The sequence below is a fragment of the Pseudomonas sp. R38(2017) genome (assembly GCF_002112395.1).
GTDB lineage: Bacteria > Pseudomonadota > Gammaproteobacteria > Pseudomonadales > Pseudomonadaceae > Aquipseudomonas.
Map to the genome: position 1 here is coordinate 153,779 of NZ_NEHN01000009.1, position 24,373 is coordinate 178,151.

Annotated in this window: 25 protein-coding genes and 1 pseudogene; 14 read left to right on the forward strand and 12 right to left on the reverse strand. The window is 61.2% G+C overall.

The window, feature by feature from the left end; genetic code table 11:
* The first annotated feature begins 171 nt into the window (after positions 1 to 171).
* The 5 genes from CAF87_RS22525 to CAF87_RS22545 all read left to right on the forward strand — a co-directional run bounded on the left by CAF87_RS22525 (position 172) and on the right by CAF87_RS22545 (position 5,287).
* Positions 172 to 933, forward strand: a complete 762-nt coding sequence (locus CAF87_RS22525; RefSeq protein ID WP_085686390.1) for a gamma-glutamyl-gamma-aminobutyrate hydrolase family protein — start codon at positions 172 to 174, stop codon at positions 931 to 933.
* A 219-nt stretch (positions 934 to 1,152) separates the two neighbouring features.
* A complete protein-coding gene (gene potA, locus CAF87_RS22530; protein ID WP_007957110.1) occupies positions 1,153 to 2,295 on the forward strand; it encodes a polyamine ABC transporter ATP-binding protein in 1,143 nt (380 codons plus the stop codon).
* A gap of 29 nt (positions 2,296 to 2,324) precedes the next feature.
* Positions 2,325 to 3,206, forward strand: coding sequence for an ABC transporter permease subunit (locus CAF87_RS22535; protein WP_371321054.1), 882 nt, complete (start codon positions 2,325 to 2,327; stop codon positions 3,204 to 3,206).
* A complete protein-coding gene (locus CAF87_RS22540) occupies positions 3,203 to 4,087 on the forward strand; it encodes an ABC transporter permease subunit (RefSeq protein WP_085733125.1) in 885 nt (294 codons plus the stop codon). Before CAF87_RS22535 ends, CAF87_RS22540 begins: the two co-directional genes overlap by 4 nt.
* Positions 4,088 to 4,189: 102 nt before the next feature.
* Positions 4,190 to 5,287 carry a polyamine ABC transporter substrate-binding protein gene (locus tag CAF87_RS22545; protein ID WP_085733126.1) on the forward strand — a complete coding sequence of 366 codons (1,098 nt, stop codon included), beginning with the start codon at positions 4,190 to 4,192 and terminating at the stop codon, positions 5,285 to 5,287.
* A gap of 167 nt (positions 5,288 to 5,454) precedes the next feature.
* On the opposite strand, the gene thpR is transcribed toward CAF87_RS22545, so the two are convergent.
* Positions 5,455 to 5,994, reverse strand: coding sequence for an RNA 2',3'-cyclic phosphodiesterase (gene thpR, locus CAF87_RS22550; protein ID WP_085733127.1), 540 nt, complete (start codon positions 5,992 to 5,994; stop codon positions 5,455 to 5,457).
* A gap of 107 nt (positions 5,995 to 6,101) precedes the next feature.
* Here thpR and CAF87_RS22555 point away from each other — a divergent pair, with 107 nt between their 5' ends.
* Complete coding sequence (locus CAF87_RS22555; protein WP_007957125.1) at positions 6,102 to 6,296, forward strand: hypothetical protein; 195 nt, start codon at positions 6,102 to 6,104, stop codon at positions 6,294 to 6,296.
* 15 nt (positions 6,297 to 6,311) lie between these two features.
* Here CAF87_RS22555 and CAF87_RS22560 read toward each other — a convergent pair whose 3' ends face one another.
* Positions 6,312 to 6,665 carry a DUF1428 domain-containing protein gene (locus CAF87_RS22560; RefSeq protein ID WP_085733128.1) on the reverse strand — a complete coding sequence of 118 codons (354 nt, stop codon included), beginning with the start codon at positions 6,663 to 6,665 and terminating at the stop codon, positions 6,312 to 6,314.
* A gap of 18 nt (positions 6,666 to 6,683) precedes the next feature.
* On the reverse strand, positions 6,684 to 7,748 hold the full coding sequence (locus CAF87_RS22565) for a hypothetical protein (protein ID WP_085733129.1): 1,065 nt from the start codon (positions 7,746 to 7,748) through the stop codon (positions 6,684 to 6,686).
* 230 nt (positions 7,749 to 7,978) lie between these two features.
* On the opposite strand from CAF87_RS22565, the gene CAF87_RS22570 reads away from it, so the two are divergent.
* A complete protein-coding gene (locus CAF87_RS22570) occupies positions 7,979 to 8,251 on the forward strand; it encodes a hypothetical protein (protein ID WP_085733130.1) in 273 nt (90 codons plus the stop codon).
* Between the two features lie 92 nt (positions 8,252 to 8,343).
* Here CAF87_RS22570 and CAF87_RS22575 read toward each other — a convergent pair whose 3' ends face one another.
* Together CAF87_RS22575 and CAF87_RS22580 are read right to left on the reverse strand one after the other, a co-directional pair.
* Complete coding sequence (locus CAF87_RS22575) at positions 8,344 to 9,408, reverse strand: hypothetical protein (protein ID WP_256576039.1); 1,065 nt, start codon at positions 9,406 to 9,408, stop codon at positions 8,344 to 8,346.
* Positions 9,409 to 9,487: 79 nt separating this feature from the next.
* Positions 9,488 to 9,694, reverse strand: a complete 207-nt coding sequence (locus tag CAF87_RS22580) for a hypothetical protein (RefSeq protein WP_085733132.1) — start codon at positions 9,692 to 9,694, stop codon at positions 9,488 to 9,490.
* A 283-nt stretch (positions 9,695 to 9,977) separates the two neighbouring features.
* Here CAF87_RS22580 and paoA point away from each other — a divergent pair, with 283 nt between their 5' ends.
* From paoA to paoC, 3 genes are read left to right on the forward strand one after another with little or no spacing between them, the layout of a single operon-like run.
* Complete coding sequence (paoA, locus tag CAF87_RS22585) at positions 9,978 to 10,619, forward strand: aldehyde dehydrogenase iron-sulfur subunit PaoA (protein WP_085733133.1); 642 nt, start codon at positions 9,978 to 9,980, stop codon at positions 10,617 to 10,619.
* Positions 10,616 to 11,572: a xanthine dehydrogenase family protein subunit M gene (locus CAF87_RS22590; protein WP_085733134.1), complete on the forward strand. Its 957-nt coding sequence runs from the start codon at positions 10,616 to 10,618 to the stop codon at positions 11,570 to 11,572. The genes paoA and CAF87_RS22590 overlap by 4 nt, the downstream gene beginning before the upstream one ends.
* Positions 11,569 to 13,767, forward strand: coding sequence for an aldehyde oxidoreductase molybdenum-binding subunit PaoC (gene paoC / locus CAF87_RS22595; RefSeq protein ID WP_085733135.1), 2,199 nt, complete (start codon positions 11,569 to 11,571; stop codon positions 13,765 to 13,767). Before CAF87_RS22590 ends, paoC begins: the two co-directional genes overlap by 4 nt.
* Positions 13,768 to 13,823: 56 nt before the next feature.
* On the opposite strand, the gene CAF87_RS22600 is transcribed toward paoC, so the two are convergent.
* Positions 13,824 to 14,768 (reverse strand): aldo/keto reductase, encoded by a 945-nt coding sequence (locus CAF87_RS22600; protein ID WP_170929646.1) that lies wholly within the window; start codon positions 14,766 to 14,768, stop codon positions 13,824 to 13,826.
* 112 nt (positions 14,769 to 14,880) lie between these two features.
* Between CAF87_RS22600 and CAF87_RS22605 the strand changes: the two genes are divergently transcribed.
* Positions 14,881 to 15,651, forward strand: a complete 771-nt coding sequence (locus tag CAF87_RS22605; RefSeq protein ID WP_085733137.1) for an alpha/beta hydrolase — start codon at positions 14,881 to 14,883, stop codon at positions 15,649 to 15,651.
* Positions 15,652 to 15,790: 139 nt separating this feature from the next.
* Positions 15,791 to 16,660, forward strand: coding sequence for a CAP domain-containing protein (locus CAF87_RS22610; protein ID WP_085733138.1), 870 nt, complete (start codon positions 15,791 to 15,793; stop codon positions 16,658 to 16,660).
* A 1-nt stretch (position 16,661) separates the two neighbouring features.
* Here the strand turns inward: CAF87_RS22610 and CAF87_RS22615 are convergent, their stop codons facing one another.
* The 3 genes from CAF87_RS22615 to CAF87_RS22625 form a co-directional block, all read right to left on the reverse strand.
* A complete protein-coding gene (locus tag CAF87_RS22615; RefSeq protein ID WP_085733139.1) occupies positions 16,662 to 17,294 on the reverse strand; it encodes a PQQ-binding-like beta-propeller repeat protein in 633 nt (210 codons plus the stop codon).
* A gap of 31 nt (positions 17,295 to 17,325) precedes the next feature.
* Positions 17,326 to 18,537, reverse strand: a complete 1,212-nt coding sequence (locus CAF87_RS22620; protein WP_085733140.1) for a helix-turn-helix domain-containing protein — start codon at positions 18,535 to 18,537, stop codon at positions 17,326 to 17,328.
* Between the two features lie 98 nt (positions 18,538 to 18,635).
* Complete coding sequence (locus CAF87_RS22625; RefSeq protein ID WP_085733141.1) at positions 18,636 to 19,082, reverse strand: NUDIX hydrolase; 447 nt, start codon at positions 19,080 to 19,082, stop codon at positions 18,636 to 18,638.
* 421 nt (positions 19,083 to 19,503) lie between these two features.
* On the opposite strand from CAF87_RS22625, the gene CAF87_RS22635 reads away from it, so the two are divergent.
* Positions 19,504 to 19,932 carry a nuclear transport factor 2 family protein gene (locus CAF87_RS22635; RefSeq protein ID WP_085733142.1) on the forward strand — a complete coding sequence of 143 codons (429 nt, stop codon included), beginning with the start codon at positions 19,504 to 19,506 and terminating at the stop codon, positions 19,930 to 19,932.
* Between the two features lie 67 nt (positions 19,933 to 19,999).
* Here the strand turns inward: CAF87_RS22635 and mqo are convergent, their stop codons facing one another.
* The 3 genes and pseudogenes from mqo to CAF87_RS29755 form a co-directional block, all read right to left on the reverse strand.
* On the reverse strand, positions 20,000 to 21,646 hold the full coding sequence (mqo, locus tag CAF87_RS22640; RefSeq protein WP_085733143.1) for a malate dehydrogenase (quinone): 1,647 nt from the start codon (positions 21,644 to 21,646) through the stop codon (positions 20,000 to 20,002).
* A gap of 470 nt (positions 21,647 to 22,116) precedes the next feature.
* Entirely contained in the window at positions 22,117 to 22,980 is an 864-nt protein-coding gene (locus CAF87_RS29750; protein WP_371850988.1) for a methyl-accepting chemotaxis protein, read from the reverse strand.
* Positions 22,972 to 23,730: pseudogene (locus CAF87_RS29755) on the reverse strand (MCP four helix bundle domain-containing protein); the annotation flags it as partial. The pseudogene CAF87_RS29755 and the gene CAF87_RS29750, both read right to left, overlap by 9 nt.
* A 246-nt stretch (positions 23,731 to 23,976) precedes the next feature.
* Here CAF87_RS29755 and CAF87_RS22650 point away from each other — a divergent pair.
* A complete protein-coding gene (locus tag CAF87_RS22650) occupies positions 23,977 to 24,291 on the forward strand; it encodes a DUF2388 domain-containing protein (RefSeq protein WP_085733145.1) in 315 nt (104 codons plus the stop codon).
* The last annotated feature ends 82 nt before the right edge of the window (positions 24,292 to 24,373 follow it).

Genomic DNA, 24,373 nt, shown 5'->3' on the forward strand with positions numbered 1-24,373 from the left:
TTTCGGGCTTTTTTTAACACTCTCGTGCCAACACAGACGCCAGAGCCCCGGTCTTGGTGACGATTTGATGAACGGCGTTTAGAATTTTTTACATGGGAGTTGTTAATTAAAATCAACGAGGCTAAGCTCCGGAAAAGCTCGTTCAAGTGTCAAACTTCGAGGTGAATAAAAATGGCATTCAAGCCATTGATCGGCGTTACTGCGTGCGTCAAACAGATTGGCCTGCACCCCTACCACATCAGCGGCGACAAATACGTTCGTGCTGTCAGCGTTGCGGCGCTGGGGTTGCCTGTCGTCATTCCTTCCCTTGGCAAACTGACTGAAATCGAAGACCTGCTGGGTCAGCTCGACGGTCTGTTGCTGACCGGCTCGCCGTCCAACGTGGAACCCTTCCACTATCAGGGCCCGGACAGCGCTCCCGGCACGGATCACGATCCGGCCCGGGATGCCACTACCCTTCCTCTATTGCGCGCAGCCATCGCGGCGGGCGTTCCGGTACTTGGCATCTGCCGGGGTTTCCAGGAAATGAACGTGGCGTTCGGCGGCAGCCTGCACCAGAAGGTGCATGAGTTGCCGGGCATGCTCGATCACCGCGAAGCCGACAGCCCGGATGTCGCCGTGCAATACGCCCCGGCTCATGCCGTGTCGGTGCTGCCCGGCGGCGTGTTCGAAGCGCTGGAGCTGCCGGGTGAATTCCAGGTCAACTCGATTCACAGTCAGGGCATCGACCGCCTCGCTCCCGGCCTGCGCGCCGAAGCCGTGGCGCCGGATGGCCTGATCGAGGCGGTCTCGGTGGAGCACAGCCCGACCTTCGCCCTCGGCGTGCAATGGCACCCGGAATGGCAGGTACTGGACAACCCGAATTACCTGCGGATCTTCCAGGCGTTCGGTGAGGCTTGCCGCCAGCGTGCGGCGCGACGCAACCAGCGCTGACGCCACCCAACGATTGCAAAACCATTTACTGCCCCCGCGGGGTCGGCGGCTGCGCGTTTGCGCATCCGTCATCCGCGATCAGCAACACACCGCGAAAACAAAAAGCACCACCCGGCAGCCAGGACGGCGGCGCCGAACAACCCGCACGGTGCGGGTCTGCAATCCACTCTTAAGCCAGGCCGCGTTGGCCCGGCGACTGAAACCTGTTGGGAGTTTCACATGGCAAACGCCTCCAGCACTTACAGGAAGGCTCTTGAAGGTCATCAGCAACCGAAAAAGGTTCTGGTGAAAGTCGATCGAGTCACCAAGAAGTTCGACGAAACCACTGCGGTGGACGATGTGTCCCTGGAGATCCACCAGGGCGAAATCTTCGCCCTGCTCGGCGGCTCCGGCTCGGGCAAATCGACCCTGCTGCGCATGCTCGCCGGTTTCGAACGGCCGACTGAAGGACGCATTCTGCTCGACGGTGTCGACATCACCGACATGCCGCCGTACGAGCGGCCGATCAACATGATGTTCCAGTCCTACGCCCTGTTCCCGCACATGACGGTTGCGCAGAACATCGCCTTCGGCCTCAAGCAGGACCGTTTGCCGGCCAGCGAAATCGACGCTCGCGTCGAAGAGATGCTGCGCCTCGTCCACATGACCCAATACGCCAAACGCCGCCCGCATCAACTGTCCGGCGGTCAGCGTCAGCGCGTGGCCCTCGCCCGCTCCCTGGCCAAGCGTCCGAAGCTGTTGCTGCTCGACGAACCGATGGGCGCGCTGGATAAAAAGCTGCGTTCGCAGATGCAGCTTGAGCTGGTTGAGATCATCGAGCGCGTCGGCGTGACTTGCGTGATGGTGACCCACGACCAGGAAGAGGCCATGACCATGGCCGAGCGCATCGCGATCATGCACCTGGGCTGGATCGCCCAGATCGGCAGCCCGGTCGACATCTATGAAGCACCGGTCAGCCGCATGGTCTGCGAATTCATCGGCAACGTGAACGCCTTCGACGGCACCGTGGTCGAGGACCTTGAAGGTCACGCGATCATTCACAGCCCGGACTTGCAGCAAAAGATCTACGTCGGTCATGGCGTCAGCACTTCGGTGCAGGACAAGTCGATCACCTACGCGATCCGCCCGGAAAAAATGCTGGTCAGCACGATCAAGCCGGAGACCCGCTACAACTGGTCCGAAGGCAAGGTGCATGACATCGCCTACCTCGGCGGCCACTCGGTGTTCTACGTCGAGTTGCCGAGCGGCAAGATCGTCCAGTCGTTCATGGCCAACGCCGAACGCCGTGGCGCGCGTCCGACCTGGGACGACAAGGTCTACGTCTGGTGGGAAGACGACAGCGGCGTGGTACTGCGCTCATGAGAACCTTCAATCAGCAATTCCTGCGCCTGGTGCCCAGCGGGCGAAAGTTCGTCATCGGCATCCCGTTCATCTGGCTGTTCCTGTTCTTCATGCTGCCGTTCTTCCTGGTGATGAAGATCAGCTTCTCGGAAGCCGCGCTGTCGATCCCGCCGTACTCGGAGATCTACACTTACGCCGAACAGAAATTCCAGCTGTTCCTGAACATCGGCAACTACACCATGCTCGGCGAAGACGAGCTGTACCTTTCGGCCTACCTCGGTTCGCTGAAGGTCGCGGCGCTGAGCACGATGATGTGCCTGGTGATCGGTTTCCCGATGGCTTACGCAATCACCAAAGCCAGCAAGGAAGCGCAAAATGTCCTGCTGCTGTTGATCATGATGCCGACCTGGACCGCGATCCTGATCCGCGTGTATGCGTGGATGGGCATCCTCAGCAACAACGGTCTGCTCAATGCGTTCCTGATGTGGACCGGGCTCACCGATCACCCGATCGAGATCCTCAACACCAACACCGCCGTCTACATTGGGGTCGTGTATGCCTATCTGCCATTCATGGTACTGCCGCTCTACGCCAACCTGGTGAAGCACGACGGCAGCCTGCTGGAAGCCGCGCAGGATCTGGGTTCGAGCAACTTCAACAACTTCTGGAAAATCACCGTGCCGCTGGCCAAGAACGGCATCATCGCCGGCTGCATGCTGGTGTTCATTCCGGTGGTGGGCGAGTTCGTGATTCCGGAACTGCTGGGTGGCCCGGAGACCCTGATGATCGGTCGCGTGCTGTGGCAAGAGTTCTTCAATAACCGCGACTGGCCGGTGGCGTCTGCTCTGGCGGTGGTGATGCTGTTGATCCTGATTGTGCCGATTCTGCTGTTCAACCGCAGCCAGGCCAAAGAGATGGAGGGACGGGGATGAAACGCTTCGGATTTTCAAAGTTCATGCTGATCTTCGGCCTGCTGTTCATTTATCTGCCGATGCTGATTCTGGTGATCTACTCGTTCAACGCCTCGAAACTGGTGACGGTCTGGGGCGGCTGGTCGGTGAAGTGGTACGTCGGTCTGCTCGACAACACTCAGTTGATGGGCTCGGTGGTGCGCTCGCTGGAAATCGCCTGCTACACCGCAATTGCTGCGGTAGCGCTGGGCACCCTCGCCGCGTTCGTGCTGACCCGCGTGACACGCTTCAAGGGTCGTACGCTGTTCGGTGGTCTGGTGACCGCGCCGCTCGTTATGCCTGAGGTAATTACCGGTCTGTCGCTGTTGCTGCTGTTCGTGGCGATGGCGCAGTTGATCGGCTGGCCGCAGGAGCGTGGCATCGTCACGATCTGGATCGCCCACACCACGTTTTGTGCCGCTTATGTGGCGGTGGTAGTCTCCGCCCGCTTGCGCGAGCTGGACCTGTCGATCGAAGAAGCGGCGATGGATCTGGGCGCGAAACCGTTCAAGGTGTTTTTCCTGATCACCATCCCGATGATCGCGCCGTCGCTGGCGGCGGGCGGCATGATGTCGTTCGCCCTGTCGCTGGATGACCTGGTGCTGGCGAGCTTCGTGTCCGGTCCGGGTTCCACCACCCTGCCGATGGAAGTGTTCTCGGCCGTGCGTCTGGGCGTGAAGCCCGAGATCAACGCCGTGGCCAGCCTGATTCTGCTGGCGGTGTCGCTGGTGACCTTCCTGGTCTGGTACTTCGGCCGCAAGGCAGAAGCCAACCGCAAGCGTGCGATTCAGGAAGCGATGGATCAGACCGCCAACGAATCGTGGCAGCAACCGCAACCTCAACGAGTGGCAGCGACAGCCTGAGTACCGGGTGGCGAGGGAGGCTCTCCCTCGCCACCGATTCACTGAAATTCCGCTTTGTGTTTTTGAATAAAGCTTTTGAATAAAAAGAATGGAGTTGTACCGATGAAAATGTTTGGCAGGACTCTGCTGACACTGTCCTTAGTGGGCGCAATCGCCACGGGCGTCCAGGCCAACGACAAGGTGCTGCGCGTTTACAACTGGTCGGACTACATCGCCCCGGACACCGTCAAGAAGTTCGAGGACGAGACCGGCATCCGCGTGACCTACGATGTGTTCGACAGCAATGAAACCCTCGAAGCGCGTCTGCTCGCGGGCAAATCCGGCTACGACATCGTGGTGCCGTCCAACAGTTTCCTGGCCAAGCAGATCAAGGCCGGGGTCTATCAGACCCTGGACAAATCGAAGCTGCCGAACTGGAAGAATCTCAACCCGGTGCTGCTGAAAAACGCCTCCGCCAGTGATCCGGGCAACGCCCATGCGTTCCCGTACATGTGGGGTTCGATCGGCATCGGCTTCAACCCGGCAAAGGTCAAGGAAGTGCTCGGCAAGAACGCGCCGACCAACTCCTGGGACCTGCTGTTCAAACCGGAAAACGCCGAGAAGCTGAAGGCTTGTGGCATCAGTTTCCTCGACTCGCCGACCGAAATGCTCCCGGCCGCCCTGCACTACCTGGGTTATCCGGTGAACGACAAGGACGTGAAACACATCGCCGAAGCCGAAGCGTTGTTCATGAAGATCCGGCCGTCGGTGGCCTATTTCCATTCATCCAAGTACATCTCGGACCTGGCCAACGGCAACATCTGCGTGGCCGTCGGCTATTCGGGTGACGTGTTGCAAGCCAAGGCCCGCGCGGTGGAATCGGGCAACAAGGTCGAGATCGACTACAGCATTCCCAAGGAAGGCGCCGGCAGTTTCTATGACATGGTCGCCATTCCTCGCGATGCCGCCAACGTCGAGAACGCCTACCTGTTCATGAACTTCCTGATGCGCCCGGACATCATCGCCGAAGTCACCAACAGCATCGGCTACAGCAATGCCAACGAAGCCGCGACGCCGCTGGTGGACGAAGCGATTCGCAACGACCCGGGCTCGTACCCGCCACAAGCGGTGATGGCCACGCTGTATGCGGTGCCGGATCAACCGATTGCCACGCAACGGATCATGACCCGGGGCTGGACTCGCGTGAAACTCGGCAAGTAATAGCACCACCGATAATCCTTCCCACGCGGAGCGTGGGAAGGATCAGAGTTATAAGTTTCCGTTCACGCAGCGCCTTACCACCGCTGCACCCTCGCTCTGAACGGCCTCACCTGGCTTTCCTCGGTTCAGGTGAATTCAGGCGCCCTTGGGCGCCTTTTTTTGTGGGCTCAGGTTAGCGGCCAGTCCTGAACCATTCGATAACGCCCCTTGTGGGATTCGAACAGCGCAAAGCGCTCGGCCCGCAGGAAGAACTCCGGCGGCGTGGCAGATTCCGGCTCCGGCGCCCGATAGTCCCGAGCCAGTGTCAGGTGTGGACGATACTCACGCGTCGATTCTTCAAAACCGAACGGCAACATCGCCTGCTCCAGCGCATAGACCAGTCGCAGCAATCCCTGCGGTGCCTGTTCAGGCGCCAGCGACAACACCCCGGCGCGGCGCCAGACCTGCAAGCGATCCAGCGAAATTCTCAGCGCCTCGCCCGGCGTACTTACTTTGGATGCCGCCTCGCAGACTTCACCGATCTGCGCCAACGGCACCGCGCCGAGAAACAGCAGCGTCAGATGAAAATTGTCCGCCGGCACCGGTTTGCCGGTACGCAAACCCAGTTCACTACGCCACTGAGCAATCGCCTTGCGCTGTGCAGGCGGGCAGTCCAGGGCGAAGAACAGCCGCTTGAACGGTTGTTCGCCGTGCTTGTCATCCGTCATGGCCCCGCTCCCTTGTCGATGTCGATCCGTCGATTCTACACGGCCATTCCTGGCGACTCTCGGCATGGGGTTTATAGTTCAACGATTGCCATCAACCGGAAGACGTCATGCGCGAGATCCTCAGCAAAGAACCCTGGTGGGCCCGTCCGCCGAATCCCGGACAGGATGAGAGCGAACTGGAATGGGGCTGGCTGGTGCATTACAGCGAGGGCGAGCCGCGTTTCGAATTCGTGCGCGAGCGGCCGACGGACGAGCAGATTCGCAACCGCAAAGGCTGCCGGATCACCCCGTCGGCGGAGTGATCCGGCAGTTCGGCCTCAAGACTCGAGAATGTTCTTGAAGCCACCGAAAATCATCCGCATCCCATCGAACGGCATCGGATTGATGTCCGGCTGCATGCGCGGATCTTCCATCATTTTGCCCATGCCGGCGTCGCGGGTGGCCTTGTCCGGCCAGACCAGCCAACCTGCCGACACGGTTTCGCCCTCCTTGAGTTTCACCGCCATCGGGAATGAGGTGACCTTGCCGTCCGGCACGTCATCGCCCCAGCCTTGAACCACCTCCAGGGCGCCGTATTCCTTGAACAGCTTCTCGGCGATTTCGCAGTGTTTTTTGTACTGTTCGCGATTGGCGCTCGGCACGGGTGCGACAAAAACATCGATGTAAGCCATGGTCGTTCTCCTGCGGGTTTAGGGGTCGATCTGCTGAGTAGTCGACTCAGGCGGCCGCCATTCGACAGGAGTGGCGCCCTGGCCGACCGACGGTTCATCACCCCCGCCCAGATTGCCTTCGACCTGCGCCGCCATGTGCAGCGTGCCCGCCATCACGCCGGTCGTCGGGTTCTGCACCAGTTTCAGCCACGCCTTGTCGAAGGTGTTGCCCAGACTGCTTCGGATCAGTGCCTCGCTGTCGGGGCGGTCGCTGGCCTGGATGATGGCGCGGATGCCCGCCACGCCCACCGAAATCAGTCCGCCGACGAGTTTGCCGGCGGCAGCAGCCACCGCACTGGCGGCACCGCGTGGGGCCATCTCCGCTTCCATGCGCTGGCTGGCACGCTTGGCCACCGGAGCCATGCCCGCGTCGGTCGAGGCAATGCCCTTGGCGCCGCCGTCGGTGTGGATTTTATCGATCAACGCCGCGTAGGCCGGCAAGGTGTTCAACGGTTCCGTGCTGACGATCTGGTACAGCGAGGCATCACGGGCCGGCGGCGGGCCGAGGGCAATGGCGGGGATTTTCTGCAAGTGCCCGTTGAGCTGGGCGACGGGCACGCCGTAGCGCTGGGCGATGACCGGCATCTGCTGCGCCATCAGTTGCGCGTAGAACGCGGTGGACTGGGCGAGAATCGCGTCAGGATCGATCTCCCGAGCCACCGGCGCCAGCACCCGCTCCTGATATTGCTCCAGCAAATAGGCGGCCAGGCGCTTGGACGAAGCATCCTGCTCCCCCCCGGCGCTGAGGGTGTACCAACTGACCTTCATCGACAGCCATTCCTGAGTCCAGTAGCTGCTGAACCACGGGATGAATTTTTCTTCAGTTTGCTCGTAGACCCGAATGCGCCAATGTTCCATCGAACCGCGCGCAAAAGCCTTGACCTGTTCGGTGGACTGTCGGGAAGCGAACACGATATCCCGGTCGATCTGCTGCCAGGTGGCCGGTGAAACCACCACCGGCGGCGCGCTCGCCGGGCCTCGCGCCGTCGTCACGCAACCGGCCAGCAACATCAGTGCGGCGACGATCAGCGCACGCAGGTTCACGGTGGCGGTGTCCTTTGGTGGGTCAGATCTGGAGGTAACGATTTGAGTATAGGTGCGGGTTTCAGCCGTTTGTCCGGTTGTATCGATCCTCGATCCGGGCGAGGGATTTCAGCTTTTGTTCCAACCATCACTGACGTCGATGATCACCATTACGACGATTGCCTTCCGCATCAAACGCGTCCGGCGCAGGATTCACCCATCCGAGACACACATCACGAGGAGTTCACATCATGAGTCATACCGTTACCCTCGCCGTGAGCTTCCCGGTCTTCGGCAACAACTATTACGACCAGCACATGGTGTCGCTAAAGACACAGGCGCTGGTGTTCAACGAAGATTTCGAAGATCTGCTGATGCCCGCCGCGAGCAATCATTTCAGCAATGAAGTGGTGGGCCTCAACGATCAGTTCCGCTTTCTGAGCGACATACTCGCCACCCATTTGCTGGACATCGAGGCCTCCGTGCCTGCGCGATCCAGCGTCCGGGCGAACGCTCATTTTTAATCGCTGCAACTTGCCGTTCCCTTGAGCAACGGCCATGAAAAAGCCCACTGACCCATTCGGCTCAGTGGGCTTTTTTTGTCAGCGCCGACGGACTACAAACGTTTCCAGCAATCGGCGTAGCGCGAGCAGACGTCGTACTGCTGCTCCATTTTCGCCATGCGGTCGAGGTGGCGATTGATGGTTTCGACCGTCACCTCTCTGTCCGTCTGGAAATAGAACATGATCATGGTTTTTTCCAGCTCCGCCGGCGCCGCATTCTTGGGTTTGGCGGCTTCGCCGGTTCCTGCCCACTCCTTCAATTGCTTGTCATCCGCGCTACTCAGGCGTTTGCGGTATTCGTCGGTCGAGCGTTGCATGACCAGCGTCTTCTTGGCGGCGAAATCCTGATCGAACGCCTCAAGATTCTGACGATACAGCGTCCAGTATTCGTCCGGCAGATTGAAGCCCAGCTTGGCCTTGCGCTCGCTGATCAGTGAGTCGATTTTTTCCGGTGAGTTGCCCACGACCTTGTCCTTGGTCGTGTCGGAGGTCATCCGGACAAACGTACTGCCGGCAATGATGCGATCCATCATCGCCGTGCGCTCCGGCGTATCGGGCAGCAGCGCAGGTGGTTTCGGAAAGATCGGGCTGCGGCCCTCACAAGCGGCAAATCCATCGCGCCTGATGGTGACGGGTGTACGCACGTCCTTGCCATCAACCCGTTGCAGGCGCTGCATCAAGGTCAAGCATTGGTTGCCCTTGAGTTCGAAGGTGAGTTCATACTCCGTTGCGCGCTCGGGTCTGAAACCGAACACCGCGGCACACACGCCATAGCCCACCTGGGTATTGACCTGCAGGAACACTTCCTTTTCGGGTGGCAACTTCACTTCAAGATAACCACGGGCCTTTTCCGGAGGCGCCACAATCATGCCCACCCGCCGCGGACTGTCTCTGACAAATAAATTGTTCAGGATGCCAGTGGTCAGGCCATCACAATGCTCGGCGTCGAAGTAATTGACGGTGGCATTGTCAGTGTTGGCCACGAAACGCATCTTGGCAGCGTCCGGCCCGGTGGCGTCCTGATAGGTCCCCGTCAGTGCGCAACCACCAAGCCCCGAGAGGGACACCATCAAGCCGAAAAGCGCCGAAGAACGGCGAAGGAGCGAAGTGACTGGCATGTTCATCCTTGAGGGAAAAGCCGCGATGCTACTGAATCGCCACTACTACGTCCATCCCGTCATGCCTGCTCACACACGGTCAATCATCATCCCGGTCACGGTAGTAGCGACGCCCATCGCGGCGATCGTAATCGCGGTCGTCCCAACGCCGATCATGCTCGTAGTAACGGCCATGGTCGCGGTCGTAATGCCGGCCATGGCGGTAGTCATCATCAAAGTCCGCCACACAACCGCCCAGCAATACGGCGGCAGAAACAGTCAGCAACAAGCTTGTTGCACGCATCATTCAGAATTTCCCTAAAACCAAGGTCTTGACGACGGAAGTGGTCAGCGCGGTGCGCGCAACCGCAGTTTCGACCGGGGAAAACACCGATGATTCACTGACGGTCCATGACCGTTGATCGCCTTGTCTGCCTCTGTTCGGGACGCGGGGTGCGAGGGCAAAAATCCGACAAAACCTTTTCCTCTCCCCCGCGGTCACTCCTAGAACAGACCAAGACTGGCAACCACGCCGGCGTGCACGTGCGGGTCATTTGCAACCCGCCGACCTGATCAGAGGAAGCCCAGCCATGAACGATCATCCGCCATCGGGGATGTCCCGACGCCGGTTCCTGATTCTCGGCGCCGTGACAGCGACAGCGTTTGCGCTGCCGCCCTTCATCAGCCTCAAGGCCTACGCGGCCAATCTGGAGCGACCGGCCATGACCAAAGTAACGCTTGAGATCAACGGCAAGCCGCAGGCCCTTGATATCGATACCCGCACTACGCTGCTCGACGCCTTGCGCGAACACCTGCACCTGACCGGCAGCAAAAAAGGCTGCGACCACGGCCAGTGCGGCGCCTGCACGGTGATCGTCGATGGCCGGCGGATCAATTCGTGCCTGACCCTGGCCGTGATGCAGGACGGCGCCAAAGTCACCACCATCGAAGGCCTGGGCATGCCGGACCGATTGCATCCGATGCAAGCGGCGTTCATCAAGCATGACGGTTATCAGTGCGGCTATTGCACACCTGGGCAGATCTGCTCGGCGGTGGCCGTGCTCAAGGAAATCCGCGACGGCATTCCCAGCCACGCCAGTCCGAGCCTGACCGAGCCGCCGCAACTGATCGCCAGCGAGTTGCAGGAACGCATGAGCGGCAACATCTGCCGTTGTGGCGCCTACTCCAACATCATCGAAGCCATCAGCGAAGTTGCGGAGGAATCGGCATGAGAGCCTTCAATTACAGTCGCGCCGATTCCCCCGCCGCAGCCGCTGCACAAGCGGCGCAAACGCAAGGCGCGCGGTTCATCGCCGGCGGCACCAACCTGCTGGACTTGATGAAGCTCGACATCGAAACGCCGCCGCAGTTGATCGACGTCAATCACTTGGGGCTCGACCAGATCGAAGCCATTCCCGAGGGCGGCTTGCGCATCGGTGCGCTGGTGCGCAACACCGATCTAGCCGCCGATCCGCGCGTGCGCAAAGACTACGGCCTGCTCTCCCGTGCCTTGCTGGCCGGAGCCTCGGGGCAGTTGCGTAACATGGCAACCACCGCCGGCAACCTGTTGCAACGCACCCGTTGCCCGTACTTCTACGACACCAATCAGGCCTGCAACAAACGCAATCCCGGCAGTGGTTGCGCGGCGATTGGCGGGGTCACCCGGCAACTCGGCATCATTGGGGTCAGCGACGCGTGCATCGCCACGCATCCGAGCGACATGGCGATTGCCCTGCGTGCGCTGGATGCGCAGATCGAAACCCTCAAGCCCGATGGCAGCACCCGGCGCATCGCCATGGCTGATTTCCACGCCTTGCCCGGCAGTACACCGCATATCGAAACCGCACTCACACCCGGCGAATTGATTACCGGCGTAACCCTGCCCGCCCCGGTTGGTGGCACCCACGTCTATCACAAGGTGCGGGATCGCTCGTCCTATGCCTTCGCGCTGGTGTCTGTCGGGTTGATTCTGCAAAAGGACGGCAGCGGCCGCATCGCCGTTGGTGGCATTGCGCCGAAACCCTGGCGTGTCGAGGCCGCAGAAGCGCTACTGCCTCAAGGCGCCAAAGCCGTCAGTGCGCGTCTGCTTGACGGCGCCACGCCAACCCATGACAACCAGTTCAAAGTAACGCTGGTGGAGCGCACGCTCGCCTCGGTGCTGGCCCAAGCGAGGGACGAAGCATGAAATTCGACACACCCGCCGCGACCAATCCGATTGACCAGTTGAAGGTCATCGGCAAACCCGCCGACCGCATCGAAGGCCCGCTGAAGACCAGCGGTCAGGCGCCTTACGCTTACGAACAACATGAAGCGGCAAAAAATCAGGCTTACGGCGTCATGGTCGGTGCGGCCATTGCCAAGGGTCGCATCACGCGCATGGATCTGGACGAGGCCCACGCCGCCGCTGGCGTGCTGGCCATTGTCACCGCCGCCAATGCCGGCAAACTCGGCAAGGGCAAATACAATGCCACACACCTGCTGGCCGGCCCCGAGGTGCAACACTATCACCAGGCAGTGGCGCTGGTGGTCGCTGAAACCTTCGAACAGGCGCGGGCCGCCGCGCAGCTTGTGCACGTCGAGTACGCGGCAGACAAAGGCCAGTTCGATCTCGCCGCGGTACGCGATCAGGGCAAAGAACCGAAGGAGGAATTGCCGGACGTCAAACACGGCGATTTCGCCACGGCCTTCGCTGCCGCCCCGGTGCAGTTCGACCAGACATACAGCACCCCGGACCAGTCCCACGCGATGATGGAACCCCACGCGACACTCGCCGCGTGGCAAGGCGATCAACTGACCCTGTGGACCTCGAACCAGATGATTGCCTGGAGCGTCGGCGACGTCGCCACCACCCTCGGCCTGCCCAAAGACAAGGTACGGCTGATATCGCCCTACATCGGCGGCGGTTTCGGCGGCAAGCTGTTCATCCGCGCCGACTCGATCCTCGCCGCACTCGGCGCGCGCCTGGCCAACCGCCCGGTGAAGGTCGCCCTCGCCCGCCCGCAAATCGCCAACAACACCACCCACCGCCCGGCCACCCTCCAGCGCATCCGCATGGGCGCCACGGCGGACGGCAAACTCACCGCAATCGCCCACGAAGGCTGGTCGGGCAACTTGGCCGAGGGCAAGGTCGAAGTCGCTGCACAGCCGAGTCAGTTGCTCTATGCCGGGGAAAACCGCCTGGTGAGCATGCGCCTCGCACCGCTGGATCTGCCCGAAGGCAACGCCATGCGCGCCCCCGGCGAAACCCCGGGCTTGATGGTGCTGGAAATCGCCATGGACGAGATGGCGGAAAAGCTCAAGCTCGACCCGATCCAGTTCCGCATCCTCAACGACACCCAGGTCGATCCGGTGAAAACCGAACGGCCCTTCTCGCAACGACGCCTGATCGAATGCCTGCAAACCGGCGCCGAACACTTCGGCTGGGACAAGCGCAATGCAACGCCCGGCACCCGTCGCGAAGGTCGCTGGCTGATCGGCATGGGCGTGGCGGCGGCGATTCGCAACAACCTGCTGGTGAAATCCGGCGCCCGGGTGCGACTGGAGCGTGACGGCAAGATCACCGTGGAAACCGACATGACCGATATCGGCACCGGCAGCTACACGATCATCGCGCAGACCGCCGCAGAAATGATGGGCGTGGGCCTGGAGGATGTGGTGGTGCATCTGGGGGATTCGAGTTTTCCGGTGTCGTCCGGCTCCGGCGGCCAGTTCGGCGCCAATTGCTCGACCGCCGGGGTCTACGCCGCGTGCATGAAACTGCGCGAAGCGGTGACGACGAAACTGGGCATGACCGAGGGTGACGCGGTGTTCGCCGATGGCCAGGTGCAGCTCGGCAACAAACACGTCCCGTTGCGCAACGCCGCACAAAACGGGGCGATTGAAGCCGAGGACAGCATCGAATTCGCCGATCTCGCCAAGCAGTATCAGCAGTCGACGTTCGGTGCGCATTTCGTTGAAGTGGCGGTCGATTCCGCGACCGGTGAAGTGCGCGTGCGACGCATGCTCGCGGTCTGCGCTGCGGGGCGGATTCTCAACCCGAAATCCGCCCGCAGCCAGGTTATCGGCGCGATGACCATGGGCGTCGGCGCGGCGTTGATGGAAGAACTCGCGGTGGACAAGCGCCTTGGTTTTTTCGTCAATCACGACCTGGCCGGCTACGAGGTGCCGGTACACGCCGACATCCCGCATCAGGAGGTGATCTTCCTCGATGAAACCGACCCGATTTCTTCGCCGATGAAGGCCAAAGGCGTAGGCGAACTGGGGATCTGCGGGGTCAGCGCGGCGGTGGCGAATGCAATCTACAACGCCACTGGTGCGCGGGTGCGGGAGTATCCGATTACCCTGGACAAGATTCTCGATTCGCTGCCGCCTATGACCTGAATCCGCTGGCGCACTAGCATGGGGTGCCAGTGCGCTACTCACTCCTCCGATAGAAATTACCCAACCAGCGCAATCAACTGCTGCCGCTGCGCATCCGTCAGCATCGGCCCGAACCCGGCGCCGGCATTGTCGGCCATGTAACGCGGATTGCCGGTGCCCGGGATCACGCAGGTCACCGCCATGTTCGAGAGCAAAAACTTCAGCGCCAGTTGCGGCCAGCTGTTGACCTGCACGTCCGATACCCAACCCGGCAGGGGTTTGCCTTTGAGTCGGGCCAACAGCCCGCCACCGCCAAACGGCCGATTGCAGATCACCGCCACACCCCGTTCGCGGCACAACGGCAGGATGCGTTTTTCCACGCCACGGTCATCGAGGGCGTAATTTATTTGCAGGAAGTCGAGCGGTTCGGCCTTCAACACCGCTTCCACTTCGTCATAGGCCGAGGGCGTGTAATGGGTGATGCCGATGTAACGGATGCGCCCCTGCTCTTTCCAGTCACGCAGGGTCGGCAGATGAGTTTGCCAGTCCAGCAAGTTGTGGATCTGCATCAGGTCGATGCGATCGGTGCGCAGCAGACGGAAGGAGTTTTCCATCTGCGCGATGCCCTCCTCGCGCCCGCGGGTCCACACCTTGGTCGCCAGAAACGCCGGTGAACGGGGTTCGTGAATCGACAACAGCTCGCCGGTGGTTTCTTCGGCGCGGCCATACATGGGTGAACTGTCGATCAGCGTGCCGCCCTTTCTGAACAGTTCATAAAGCACCGCCGGCAATTGTTTATAGGCCGGTTCGCCGGGCGCGACGTCGAAGCCGCGGTAGGTGCCCAGCCCTACCAGAGGCAACAGTTCAGAGCTGGAAGGAATGGCGCGGGTCTGCATGGTCTGGCCTCCGGGGGCACTCGACGACGTGGCGGCAGCCAACGCCCGGTCAAACGTGAAAACGATAGTGACTCCCGCCGCCAACTCGAGCAGACGGCGGCGGGAATAGCCCTCAGTGTGGCTCATGCTGGCTTCTCTGTCGGGTGGATCTGTTGCACCTTGTGTGCGGCGGCAGTCACCGGGGAAGGCTCAACTACACTGCATTGGCGAACCCTCACGCCCCGTTAAAGTTAGTCGAATGTCCAGAATCCTGATGTCACTCGTCGCTTTGCTGCTGGCCCTGTACCTGATCCTGTGTGCAGCGCTGTTCGTGTTCCAGCGCTCGCTGATCTATTTTCCGCAGGCTGGCTCAATGGATTCGGCGGAATCGCGGATGACTCTGACAATGCCCGATGCGGACATTCGCGTCAGTGTCCGCGAGCATTCCGGGGCGCGGGCGTTGATCTATTTCGGTGGCAATGCCGAGGACGTTTCACGCAATCTGCCGGCCTTTGCCGAGACCTTCCCCGACTACGCGATCTACCTGCTGCACTATCGCGGTTTTGGCGGCAGCGGTGGCTCCCCGTCCGAAGAGGCGAATGCCCGGGACGCTCTGGGGTTGTTCGATCAGGTGTTTTCCAGGCATCCGCAGATCGCTCTGATCGGGCGCAGCCTCGGTTCCGGTGTCGCGGTGCGGCTGGCCAGTCAGCGGCCGGTGACACGGCTGATTCTGGTCACACCCTTCAACAGTCTCCAGGAACTCGCCGTCCGGCTTTACCCATGGGTGCCGGTGAAATGGCTACTCAAGGAGCGTTACGAATCCGGCAAATACGCCGAGCATATCCGTGCGCCGACCCTGCTGCTGGCGGCGAGCGATGACGAGGTGGTGCCACGGGGCAGCAGCGAACGCCTGCTGCGCAGTTTCCCCGATGGCGTGGCGACCCTGAAAGTGGTGGCGGAGGCAACGCACAATACGATTTCCGAACGCCCGCAATACCTGCAATGGATGAAGGAAGTGTTGAACCGGTGAGCGGCCACTGCGCAGTTCGTCGGCGTCCGGAGAAAGCCATGGGCGCCCCGTGAACCAAGTGCAGAAAGGTCAGTCCTACTCGCGCCGCATTCGCGGTTAACTCCCTGTCAGCGCTGTCTTTTTCAGAGTCTTGCGTCCCATGCGCCACGCCGTTCGTTCGTCTCGCTTCGTATCGCTGTGCCTGTTGCTCCTTTCTCCTTTGCTCGCCCCCTCCGCCCATGCTGGCGCGGAGCGACAACTGGCGGCCGCCATCAATGACCTGCGCGCCCATCCGCAACGCTGTGACCGGCGTGCGGGACAACGCCTGGCGCCGCTGGCGCTCAAGCAGAACATTGCGTTGCCCATTGGTTATGGCTACGGCGGCGGTGGGTTGCGCGAGCAGTTGAAGTCTTCCGGTTATGCGGCGGTGGCCGTGCGCAGCATCCGCATTGTCGGGGCCGAAGATGCCGAAGAGGCGTTCGATCAGTTGCAGGACGAACATTGCAGCGCATTGATCGACGCGCAGTACGCTGACATCGGCATCAGCCGCGCCCGCAGTGAATGGCAAGTGGTGCTGGCCCGGCCGGTGATCGACAGTCGCATGGGCGACAACCGCAGCGTCGGCAAGGCCCTGCTGGCGCAAGTCAACGCTGCCCGCGCCCGGCCCCGGATGTGCGGACGCCAGCGTTTCGCCGCCGCCCGCCCCTTGAGCTGGAATCCGTCCCTCGGCGCCGCTGCCCAGGGTCACAGCAAGGCCATGGCCTACGGCAACTACTTCGCTCACCAGGACCCGGACGGCGACATGCCGGCCGACCGTGCCCACGCCGCCGGTTACCGCGGGCGGCAGATCGGCGAGAACATCGCTGCCGGGCAAAGCTCACCGGGCAGCGCGATGGCCGGCTGGCTCGCCAGCCCCGGGCACTGCGCCAACCTGATGAACCCGATGTTCACCCAGGTCGGCGCCGGTTTTGCCAGTGATGCCCGCAGTGACAACGGTGTGTACTGGACGATGCTGTTCGGCGCGCCCTGACTCACTTCGGCCGGCGCACCGCCCGTACGCTGCTGGTATCCCCGCCGCCACAGTAGAAACGCTCACCGCCATCGGCTTCCAGTCCCGAGACGCCGATGCCGTTGGGCAACGCGAGGCTTTCGAGAACTTCGCCGTTGCCCGGATCGACACGCCGGATCTCGCTTTCATCGCCCTCCCACGTCCCATGCCACAGCGCACCGTCAACCCAGGTCACGCCGGTGACAAAGCGGTTTGACTCCAGCGTGCGGAGGATCTTGCCGGTCTGCGGGTCGATCTGATGGATCTTGCGCTCGCGATACTGCCCGACCCACAACGTGCCCTCGGCCCAGGCCATGCCCGAGTCGCCACCACCGCCGGGGGCTGCGATGGTATGGAGCACCTTGCCGGTGGCCGGATCGATCTTGTGGATACGCCGGTCGGCAATCTGATACAGATGCTTGCCGTCGAATGCGGTGCCACCATCGGCCCCGACCTTGATGGTGCGCACGGTCTGGCCGCTGGCCGGGTCCAGCGCATTGAGCTGGCCGTCGCTGGCGAACCAGACCTGCTGGCCGTCGAAGGTCACACCATGGACGCCGTGGATGCCTTCGAACGGGCCGTATTCACGAAGGATTTCTGCGTTTGCCTGTTTCATGCCGGTTGCCTCGTTGAGTGGTGAGTCCAGCCTAGCCATTACCCAACGACACCGGGAGTAACAAGATCGTCGCGAAACCCGGCACCGGCGGAGTCAGCCAGCGACGTGCACGGCCGACACCGAATGCCTGAACCTTGCCTTGCGCGGCCAGCGATTCCAGGGCCCGTTGTATCTGGCGCTGGCTGCTGCCCAGCGCAAGCGCCAGTGCCGAACTCGACCATGCCTCGCCGTCCGCAAGCAGGGCCAGCAGTGCCGCGTGCTTGTCTTCGAGGGGTAACGTCAGCAGCGCGACGTCTTGCGCGACCAGCGCATAGCCACGGGAAGTCGCAGTGATTCCGGCCAACGGCTTCAGTGCGGCGCGCAGCCGGCCGATCTCGACCCGCAATCGGACGCGGTGGGATTCATCATCAAGTTTCAAACGAAAGGCCCTGGCGATCAGCGTCTCTCGCGGAACATCCCCGGGCCAGGCGTCAGCGAGCAGTTGAAGCAGATTGAACAATACCGGTCGGGTTGCCAGCGCCACCGTCATGCCGGCCCCGCGCACGCTGTAGCGACAGGCATCCACCACCAGCGTCGCGGACGCAAACAAGGCTTCGACCTGTGCGAGCGTCACCGTTTTCACGTCACCGGCAATGCGCAAACGGGCGGCGGGAGCGTCGAGGGTTTGCCGGGTGTGTTCGATCTCCGTCAGCAGCGCCGGAATGTCGGCCATCTGCGCCGCCCGCTGCGCACGCTCCAGCGCCGATTGCGCCTTGTGCGCCTGTACTCGCCGCAGCGCGATCCCGGCTGACATCAGTTCATGGGCGGCACGCAAGGCCGGGGGTAATGGTGCAGGGTCCTGTTCATCGAGCAGCGCGTCAGCTTCATTCAACTGCCCGATCAACAACAACCGACGAATCTGCAGGTAGCGTGCGTGCGCCGCATTGAGCCGGTCACCGTGATCCTGCAAGACCTGCCGCGCCACCTCCAGCGCCTCCAGCGGCCAGCCCAGATCCCGCGCCGCCAGCGCCACTTCGGCCTCGGCCACCACGCAGCGCGCCCGGGACAACGGCTCGTTGGCGCCGAACGCTTTCACTGCCCGTTGCAGCAATGCCTTGGCCCGCGCCATGTCGCCGAGCTGGGCCATGGCGATTCCGCGCAAGGCCAGGGCGGGAGGATCTTCACGCAGAGCCACGAAATTCAGCGCCGCCAACGGGTCACCCGCCGCCAGGGCGCGGCCGGCGGCGTTGATCAGCGAGTCCATGGTGAGTCCGACATGGCAAGGCGTTCCGGTATCCGATCCTGGGTGGAGTCTAATACCGAATGCGGATTTGTCTGGAGGATGGCGCTTGCGCACCCACCTCAGCCGAGGATGCCGGCGTCCTTGAGCAACGCCTGCAAACCGACGGGCACCAGCAGTGACTGATCGTTGAAGCTTGAGGCGTCCTGCCAGCTCGCGGTAAACGGCGAACCGTCACTTTCGTGACCGACGATCTGCGATTGCTCGTACACCTGCGCGTCCTCGAAACGGGCGTTGTACACCTGAACAATTTCATGCCCCGGTTTGCCGTTGTAGACGAAGAGGCTTTCAAGTGTCCCGAGCAAGCGCAGATCTTTCATGGAAAGACCCAGTTCCTCCTGCACCTCGCGCACGATCGCCTCGCGACTGGTTTCGCCAAACTCGATGCCACCGCCGATGGGTCGGTAGAAGGTTTGGTCTGCCACGGGATCATGAAACCGGTTAACCAGAATCTTGCCGTTATGCTGAAAGACACACAATGCAATTGCGCGGATACGCTGTTCGGCCATGGGAGTGAAATCCGTTTGCTGAATGAAAAGCCCGGCATTAGATCACACGCCCCATGGAGAGTGAGTCAGGTACGCGTCAGACCGGTGAAATCGTGGCCAGAACGCCAATCATGATGGTCAACACGAGAAAGCCGCCGAGGAAAAACGCCATCTTAGCCATGAAGGCCTCCTGAATACTGAATGTCCGGCGCACCGGGCGCTTCGGAATGAAACGCGTCGCGTGTGGCCGAACCGCAGGGCTATTTTGGGCGCTTGACTGAGACGGTTACAGATGCAGATCCAACAGGAAAAAGCGGATCAGATGGATTCGGCCCGCGCATGTATCGATATTCAGACCGGTACAGAGGGTTTCCATTGCGCCGCTTTGATCTAGAGTCATGGGCGCCGCGCAAAGAACAACAAAAAATACAGGAGTGAAACCATGTCCGAGCTGAACCTGCATCCGAACGCCGCCGAATCTCTGAACCGCTGGCACGACATGATCCGTACCGGCAACCTGAAGGCCCTGCCCGACCTGCTCGATCCCAAAGCCGTTTTCCGCTCGCCGATGGCCCACACGCCTTACCCTGGCGCGCCGGTGGTTGCGATGATCCTGAACACCGTGTTCGAGGTGTTTGAAGATTTCAAATACCACCGTGAACTGGCGACAGCTGACGGTTTGAATGTAGTGCTGGAGTTCAGTGCCAAGGTCGGGTCGAAGGAGCTCAAGGGCATCGACATGATCCGCTTTGATGAACAGGGGAAGATTGTCGAGTTCGAGGTGATGGTGCGGCCGTTGAGCGGGTTGCAGGCGTTGGGAGAAGAAATGGGCCGGCGGCTTGGCGCTTATCTGGCAGCCGCCAAGGCCTGAAACCCGGACACAAAAAAGCCCACTGACCATCGCCGGTTCAGTGGGCTTTGTGTGTCAGGCGTCTGAATTACAGAGCCATGTCACGTGCAGCGTTTTCTTTTGGAGCTTTAGCCTTGTCAGCCGCTTCTGCCGCCGGAGCTGCAGCCTGGCCAATCACAGGAGGGGTTGGCAGTTGCAGGATCTTGGCAGTGTAAGCCCACTCTTCAGCCACTTTGGCTGGATCGTTGTTCAGCTGGGTGCCGTAGCTTGGAACGATCTGGTGCAGCTTGGCTTGCCACTCAGGGGTAGCGACTTTGTCTTTGAAGACTTTCTGCAGCACGCTCAGCATGATCGGTGCAGCGGTCGATGCGCCTGGCGATGCCCCCAGCAGACCGGCGATGGAGCCGTCTTTCGATGCAACGATTTCGGTGCCCAGTTTCAGCACGCCGCCGGCGGCTTCATCACGCTTGATGATTTGCACGCGCTGGCCGGCTTGCCACAGGCGCCAGTCTTCGGCTTTGGCGTTCGGGAAGTATTCCTTCAGCGCGTTCAGACGGTCTTCATCCGACAGCATCAGTTGACCGGCCAGGTACTCGACCAGCGGGTATTCCTTGATGCCGACCTTGGTCATGGGCCAGATGTTGTGGGTGGTGGTGCTGGTCAGCAGGTCCAGGTACGAACCTTCCTTCAGGAACTTGGTGCTGAAGGTTGCGAAAGGGCCAAACAGGATGACGCGCTTGCCGTCCAGGACACGGGTGTCCAGGTGCGGAACGGACATCGGAGGCGCGCCAACCGAAGCCTTACCGTAGGCTTTGGCCAGGTGCTGCTCGGCGATGGCCGGGTTATCGGTCACCAGGAACGAGCCGCCTACCGGGAAGCCAGCGTATTCCTTGGCTTCTTCGATACCGGACTTCTGCAGCAGATGCAGAGCACCGCCGCCGGCGCCAATGAACACGAACTTGGCGTCGGTTTCAGTCTTGGTGCCGTCTTTCAGGTTCTTGTAGCTGACGCGCCAGGTGCCATCGGCGTTCTTGGTGATGTCCTGTACTTCGCTCGACAGCTTCATGCTGAAGTTAGGCTTGGTCTGCAGGTAACCGGCGAACTGGCGGGTGATTTCGCCGAAGTTCATGTCGGTACCCAGCGGGCTCCAGGTGGCCGCGATTTTCTGGTTCGGGTCACGCCCTTCCATCATCAGCGGAACCCACTTCTTGATCACAGCCGGGTCTTCGGAGTACTGCATGCCGGCGAACAACGGGCTCGCTTGCAGGGCTTCGTAGCGCTTTTTCAGGAACTTGATGTTGTCATCGCCCCACACGAAGCTCATGTGCGGAGTGGTGTTGATGAACGAGCGAGGGTCCTTCAGGACGCCCTGCTGAACCTGCCAGGCCCAGAACTGACGCGAAATCTGGAACGCTTCGTTGATCTCGACGGCTTTCGGGATCGACACTTTGCCGTTCTCGTCTTCCGGGGTGTAGTTCAGCTCGGCCAGTGCGGAGTGACCAGTACCGGCGTTGTTCCAGCCGTTGGAGCTCTCCAGAGCGACGCCGTCAAGGCGCTCGACCATTTCCATCGACCAGGTCGGTTCCAGCTCATTGATCCACACACCCAGAGTGGTGCTCATGATGCCGCCGCCGATCAGCAGAACGTCGACTTTCTTTGCTTCTTCGGCATTGGCGGACGACATCCCCATCGCCAAAGCCAGCCCCAGCAAGGCTGTGTTCACTTTTTTAAACATCTGTTGCACCTATGATAAAACGTCTTCCGCCCGCCGCTGTTGTACGTATGAGTTCCCCTTGTTCGCGACACTCAGGCCAGCGTCGCGGGTTCCGGCACACTTCAATTTTGACGGGTGGGCACACAAGGCCGACAGGCTGCGTCGACCTCAGTTATATGTCCCTTCTGAACTGACTTCTTATCATTATTGGCTTCAGCTACTTGAGCGACAGGGGTTCGGTCGGCCCGCCGAAAAGCGCGCCAGACTGAATTAGGTCAAACCAAGTGGCGCGAAGAATATCACGTCAGGGCAAACCCGCGCGTCTGTTCCCGACTTGATGGTCTTTATCCGCCCAGAGACTTATCGGCGGCCAATCGCCGAACATGACCCCGGCAGTGCCTCTGGCTGAAGCCTTTCAGCGATTTGGCCGTGCTTTCCCCCCCGCCTGCGACCTTGCAGTTGTTACAAATGAGGTGGACGGCGCCCGCGCCTCACAACCGGAATCGATCAACCGACTGCGCCAGCCGCCCAGCCAGATTCGACAACTCGTCCGTCGTATTCGCCGTCTCGCCGATCACCTTGCTGTTGCCTTCCGACATGCCGGCGATCATCTCCACCTGATGGGCGATTTCGTTGCTGGCCTGGCTCTGTTCGCCGATGGTGCGGGTGATGTCGTTGACCAGTTGCGTAGTATTCAGGGTGGCATCGAGGATTTCGCGGATGGCGCGTTCGACATCGGCGGTGACGGCCATGCCCTTGTCGACCTGGGCCACGCCCGCCTCCATGCTGCTGACCGCTTCGCGGGTGCTGTTCTGGATGCGCGCGACCATTGCGGCGATTTCCTGGGTTGAAGCGCTGGTGCGGGCAGCCAGGCTGCGCACTTCATCGGCGACCACGGCAAACCCTCTGCCCTGTTCACCGGCCCGGGCTGCCTCGATGGCCGCATTGAGCGCCAGCAGGTTGGTCTGGTCGGCGATGCTCTTGATCACCTGGATGATGTTGAAGATGCCTTCGGACTCATGATCCAGAGTACGGATCACCTGCGCCGACTGCTGGGCAGACCGGGCGATGTCGTCCATGTCGCTGACCACTTGATGAATCACCTGTCCGCCGTTCTTGGCCAGTGACTCGGCCTGATTCGCCATGCTCAGGGCCCGCTCGGCATGCCGGGTGATTTCCTCGATGCTGGCGGTCATCTGGCTCGCGGCAGCGGCCATGGTTCCGGCAGCGGTGCTTTGTTGCTGGCTGCTGTCGGCCACCCGATGGCAGCCGTGACTCAGTTGTTCGCTTATGCCGCTGACACCATGGGCATTGCGCCGCACCACGTCGATCATGTCGCGCAGATCCCGCTGCATGGTGGCCAGCGTGCGGATCAGCGCGCTGGCCTCATCCTTGCCGGAAGGCTCGGCGATCGGTTCGCCGAGGTTGCCATGGGCGATGCTTTCAGCGATACGGCTGGCCGTTTTCAGCGGGCCGGTGATGCTCCGAATCACCCAGCGGCCCTGCACCAACAGCAATAACAGACTGGCGATCAGTACAATGCCGAGGGCGATGTTGGCATTGCGGATCGCCGCTTCGGTGCCTTGGCTGGTCTGCCGGGTGTTGGTTTCAATCAGCTCGCTCAGAGACGCCATCTGCTCTTCGAGCTGGCTGAACGCAGCGCTGAAGGTGCCGAGTTCCTGTTGCGCCGTGTCGGGATTGTCCAGCGCCAGCCCGACAATCCGCTCGCCCGCGTTGATGTAAGTGTCGAGGCTTGGCTTGATCTGCTCCAGCGCGGCCCGGATCGTTGCGTCGAGCGGCAGTTTCAGGTTTTCGCCCAACACCTCGCGAAAATGCCCGGCGTGCTCCTCGACCGAACTGCGCACTTCGTCCGCCGTACCGGTGCTTTTGCCCAGCCCCACCAGCATCGCCGAGTAGACATCGGCGCGCAGGGCGTCGTGCATCATGTCGGCTTCCATGTGGTTGCGCAGCGCGCTCATGCTGACCGCGTTGTCACTGACCGCCGACGCCATCCGCTGGTTGCCGACGTAACTGACCAGGCTCACGATCAACGCTGTCAGCAGGCTGGTCGCGATCAGCAACACCAAACGCAGTTTGATCGACACGGTGATTTCCTCCCTGGTCGCGCCGCACAGCGCTTTCAAAGCTTCAGTTAAGCCTATTTCCGCGAACCCGCCGGGTTAGAGCGTCTCAACGTGTGTCGTCACATCCAGTAAAAAAGAATACTGTGCGGCAGTTCTCGGTTTCAGCCCCGACAACTTGTTCCGGCGCATGGAACTCCCGAGCCACGCGGCACCTCTCACATTATGTGGTACTTCCTTTTCGCTTTACGCTGCTGGAGGAACACCGTCATGCGTCGTTTATTACTCGTTTCGTCTCTTGTGCTGTGCCTGCCCTTTGGTTCGGCCTTCGCCCGCGTGGATGCGGGGGATGTCGCCACATCGGCCGGTGTTTCAGCATCGCTGTACTCCACCTTCAAGGATCACAAAATGGTGATTCCGGCCCGTGACGACCTGTCCGCATTCGTCGCCAGCGGCGGTGCCATTCGTGGCGTGTATCTGGAGTCGGTGCTGCAGCAGGTTCGCCAGGACAACCCCGGCCTGAATGCCAATGATGAAGAGTTGGCCAACGCCATCCTGGTTCATTACGAAGGCTTGTCGCAGTAAGCCTCACGCTCGACGTCGCCGATTTGCACTCTGCCGATGGACGGCAGCCGGGCGACCATGGGCAAAACCGTCGAACGGCCTC

Excerpts from the sequence above, each read along its gene's own strand:
- CAF87_RS22540 (WP_085733125.1), top strand. The coding sequence starts at position 3,203 with ATGAAACGCTTCGGATTTTCAAAGTTCATGCTGATCTTCGGCCTGCTG.
- CAF87_RS22525 (WP_085686390.1), top strand. The coding sequence starts at position 172 with ATGGCATTCAAGCCATTGATCGGCGTTACTGCGTGCGTCAAACAGATT.
- CAF87_RS22575 (WP_256576039.1), bottom strand. The coding sequence starts at position 9,408 with ATGCCAGTCACTTCGCTCCTTCGCCGTTCTTCGGCGCTTTTCGGCTTG.
- CAF87_RS22605 (WP_085733137.1), top strand. The coding sequence starts at position 14,881 with ATGTCCAGAATCCTGATGTCACTCGTCGCTTTGCTGCTGGCCCTGTAC.
- paoC (WP_085733135.1), top strand. The coding sequence starts at position 11,569 with ATGAAATTCGACACACCCGCCGCGACCAATCCGATTGACCAGTTGAAG.
- CAF87_RS22610 (WP_085733138.1), top strand. The coding sequence starts at position 15,791 with ATGCGCCACGCCGTTCGTTCGTCTCGCTTCGTATCGCTGTGCCTGTTG.
- CAF87_RS22580 (WP_085733132.1), bottom strand. The coding sequence starts at position 9,694 with ATGATGCGTGCAACAAGCTTGTTGCTGACTGTTTCTGCCGCCGTATTG.
- CAF87_RS29750 (WP_371850988.1), bottom strand. The coding sequence starts at position 22,980 with ATGCAGCGGGATCTGCGCGACATGATCGACGTGGTGCGGCGCAATGCC.
- potA (WP_007957110.1), top strand. The coding sequence starts at position 1,153 with ATGGCAAACGCCTCCAGCACTTACAGGAAGGCTCTTGAAGGTCATCAG.
- CAF87_RS22590 (WP_085733134.1), top strand. The coding sequence starts at position 10,616 with ATGAGAGCCTTCAATTACAGTCGCGCCGATTCCCCCGCCGCAGCCGCT.
- mqo (WP_085733143.1), bottom strand. The coding sequence starts at position 21,646 with ATGTTTAAAAAAGTGAACACAGCCTTGCTGGGGCTGGCTTTGGCGATG.
- CAF87_RS22600 (WP_170929646.1), bottom strand. The coding sequence starts at position 14,768 with ATGAGCCACACTGAGGGCTATTCCCGCCGCCGTCTGCTCGAGTTGGCG.
- CAF87_RS22625 (WP_085733141.1), bottom strand. The coding sequence starts at position 19,082 with ATGGCCGAACAGCGTATCCGCGCAATTGCATTGTGTGTCTTTCAGCAT.
- CAF87_RS22560 (WP_085733128.1), bottom strand. The coding sequence starts at position 6,665 with ATGGCTTACATCGATGTTTTTGTCGCACCCGTGCCGAGCGCCAATCGC.
- CAF87_RS22555 (WP_007957125.1), top strand. The coding sequence starts at position 6,102 with ATGCGCGAGATCCTCAGCAAAGAACCCTGGTGGGCCCGTCCGCCGAAT.
- CAF87_RS22545 (WP_085733126.1), top strand. The coding sequence starts at position 4,190 with ATGAAAATGTTTGGCAGGACTCTGCTGACACTGTCCTTAGTGGGCGCA.
- paoA (WP_085733133.1), top strand. The coding sequence starts at position 9,978 with ATGAACGATCATCCGCCATCGGGGATGTCCCGACGCCGGTTCCTGATT.
- CAF87_RS22620 (WP_085733140.1), bottom strand. The coding sequence starts at position 18,537 with ATGGACTCGCTGATCAACGCCGCCGGCCGCGCCCTGGCGGCGGGTGAC.
- CAF87_RS22615 (WP_085733139.1), bottom strand. The coding sequence starts at position 17,294 with ATGAAACAGGCAAACGCAGAAATCCTTCGTGAATACGGCCCGTTCGAA.
- thpR (WP_085733127.1), bottom strand. The coding sequence starts at position 5,994 with ATGACGGATGACAAGCACGGCGAACAACCGTTCAAGCGGCTGTTCTTC.
- CAF87_RS22570 (WP_085733130.1), top strand. The coding sequence starts at position 7,979 with ATGAGTCATACCGTTACCCTCGCCGTGAGCTTCCCGGTCTTCGGCAAC.
- CAF87_RS22635 (WP_085733142.1), top strand. The coding sequence starts at position 19,504 with ATGTCCGAGCTGAACCTGCATCCGAACGCCGCCGAATCTCTGAACCGC.
- CAF87_RS22650 (WP_085733145.1), top strand. The coding sequence starts at position 23,977 with ATGCGTCGTTTATTACTCGTTTCGTCTCTTGTGCTGTGCCTGCCCTTT.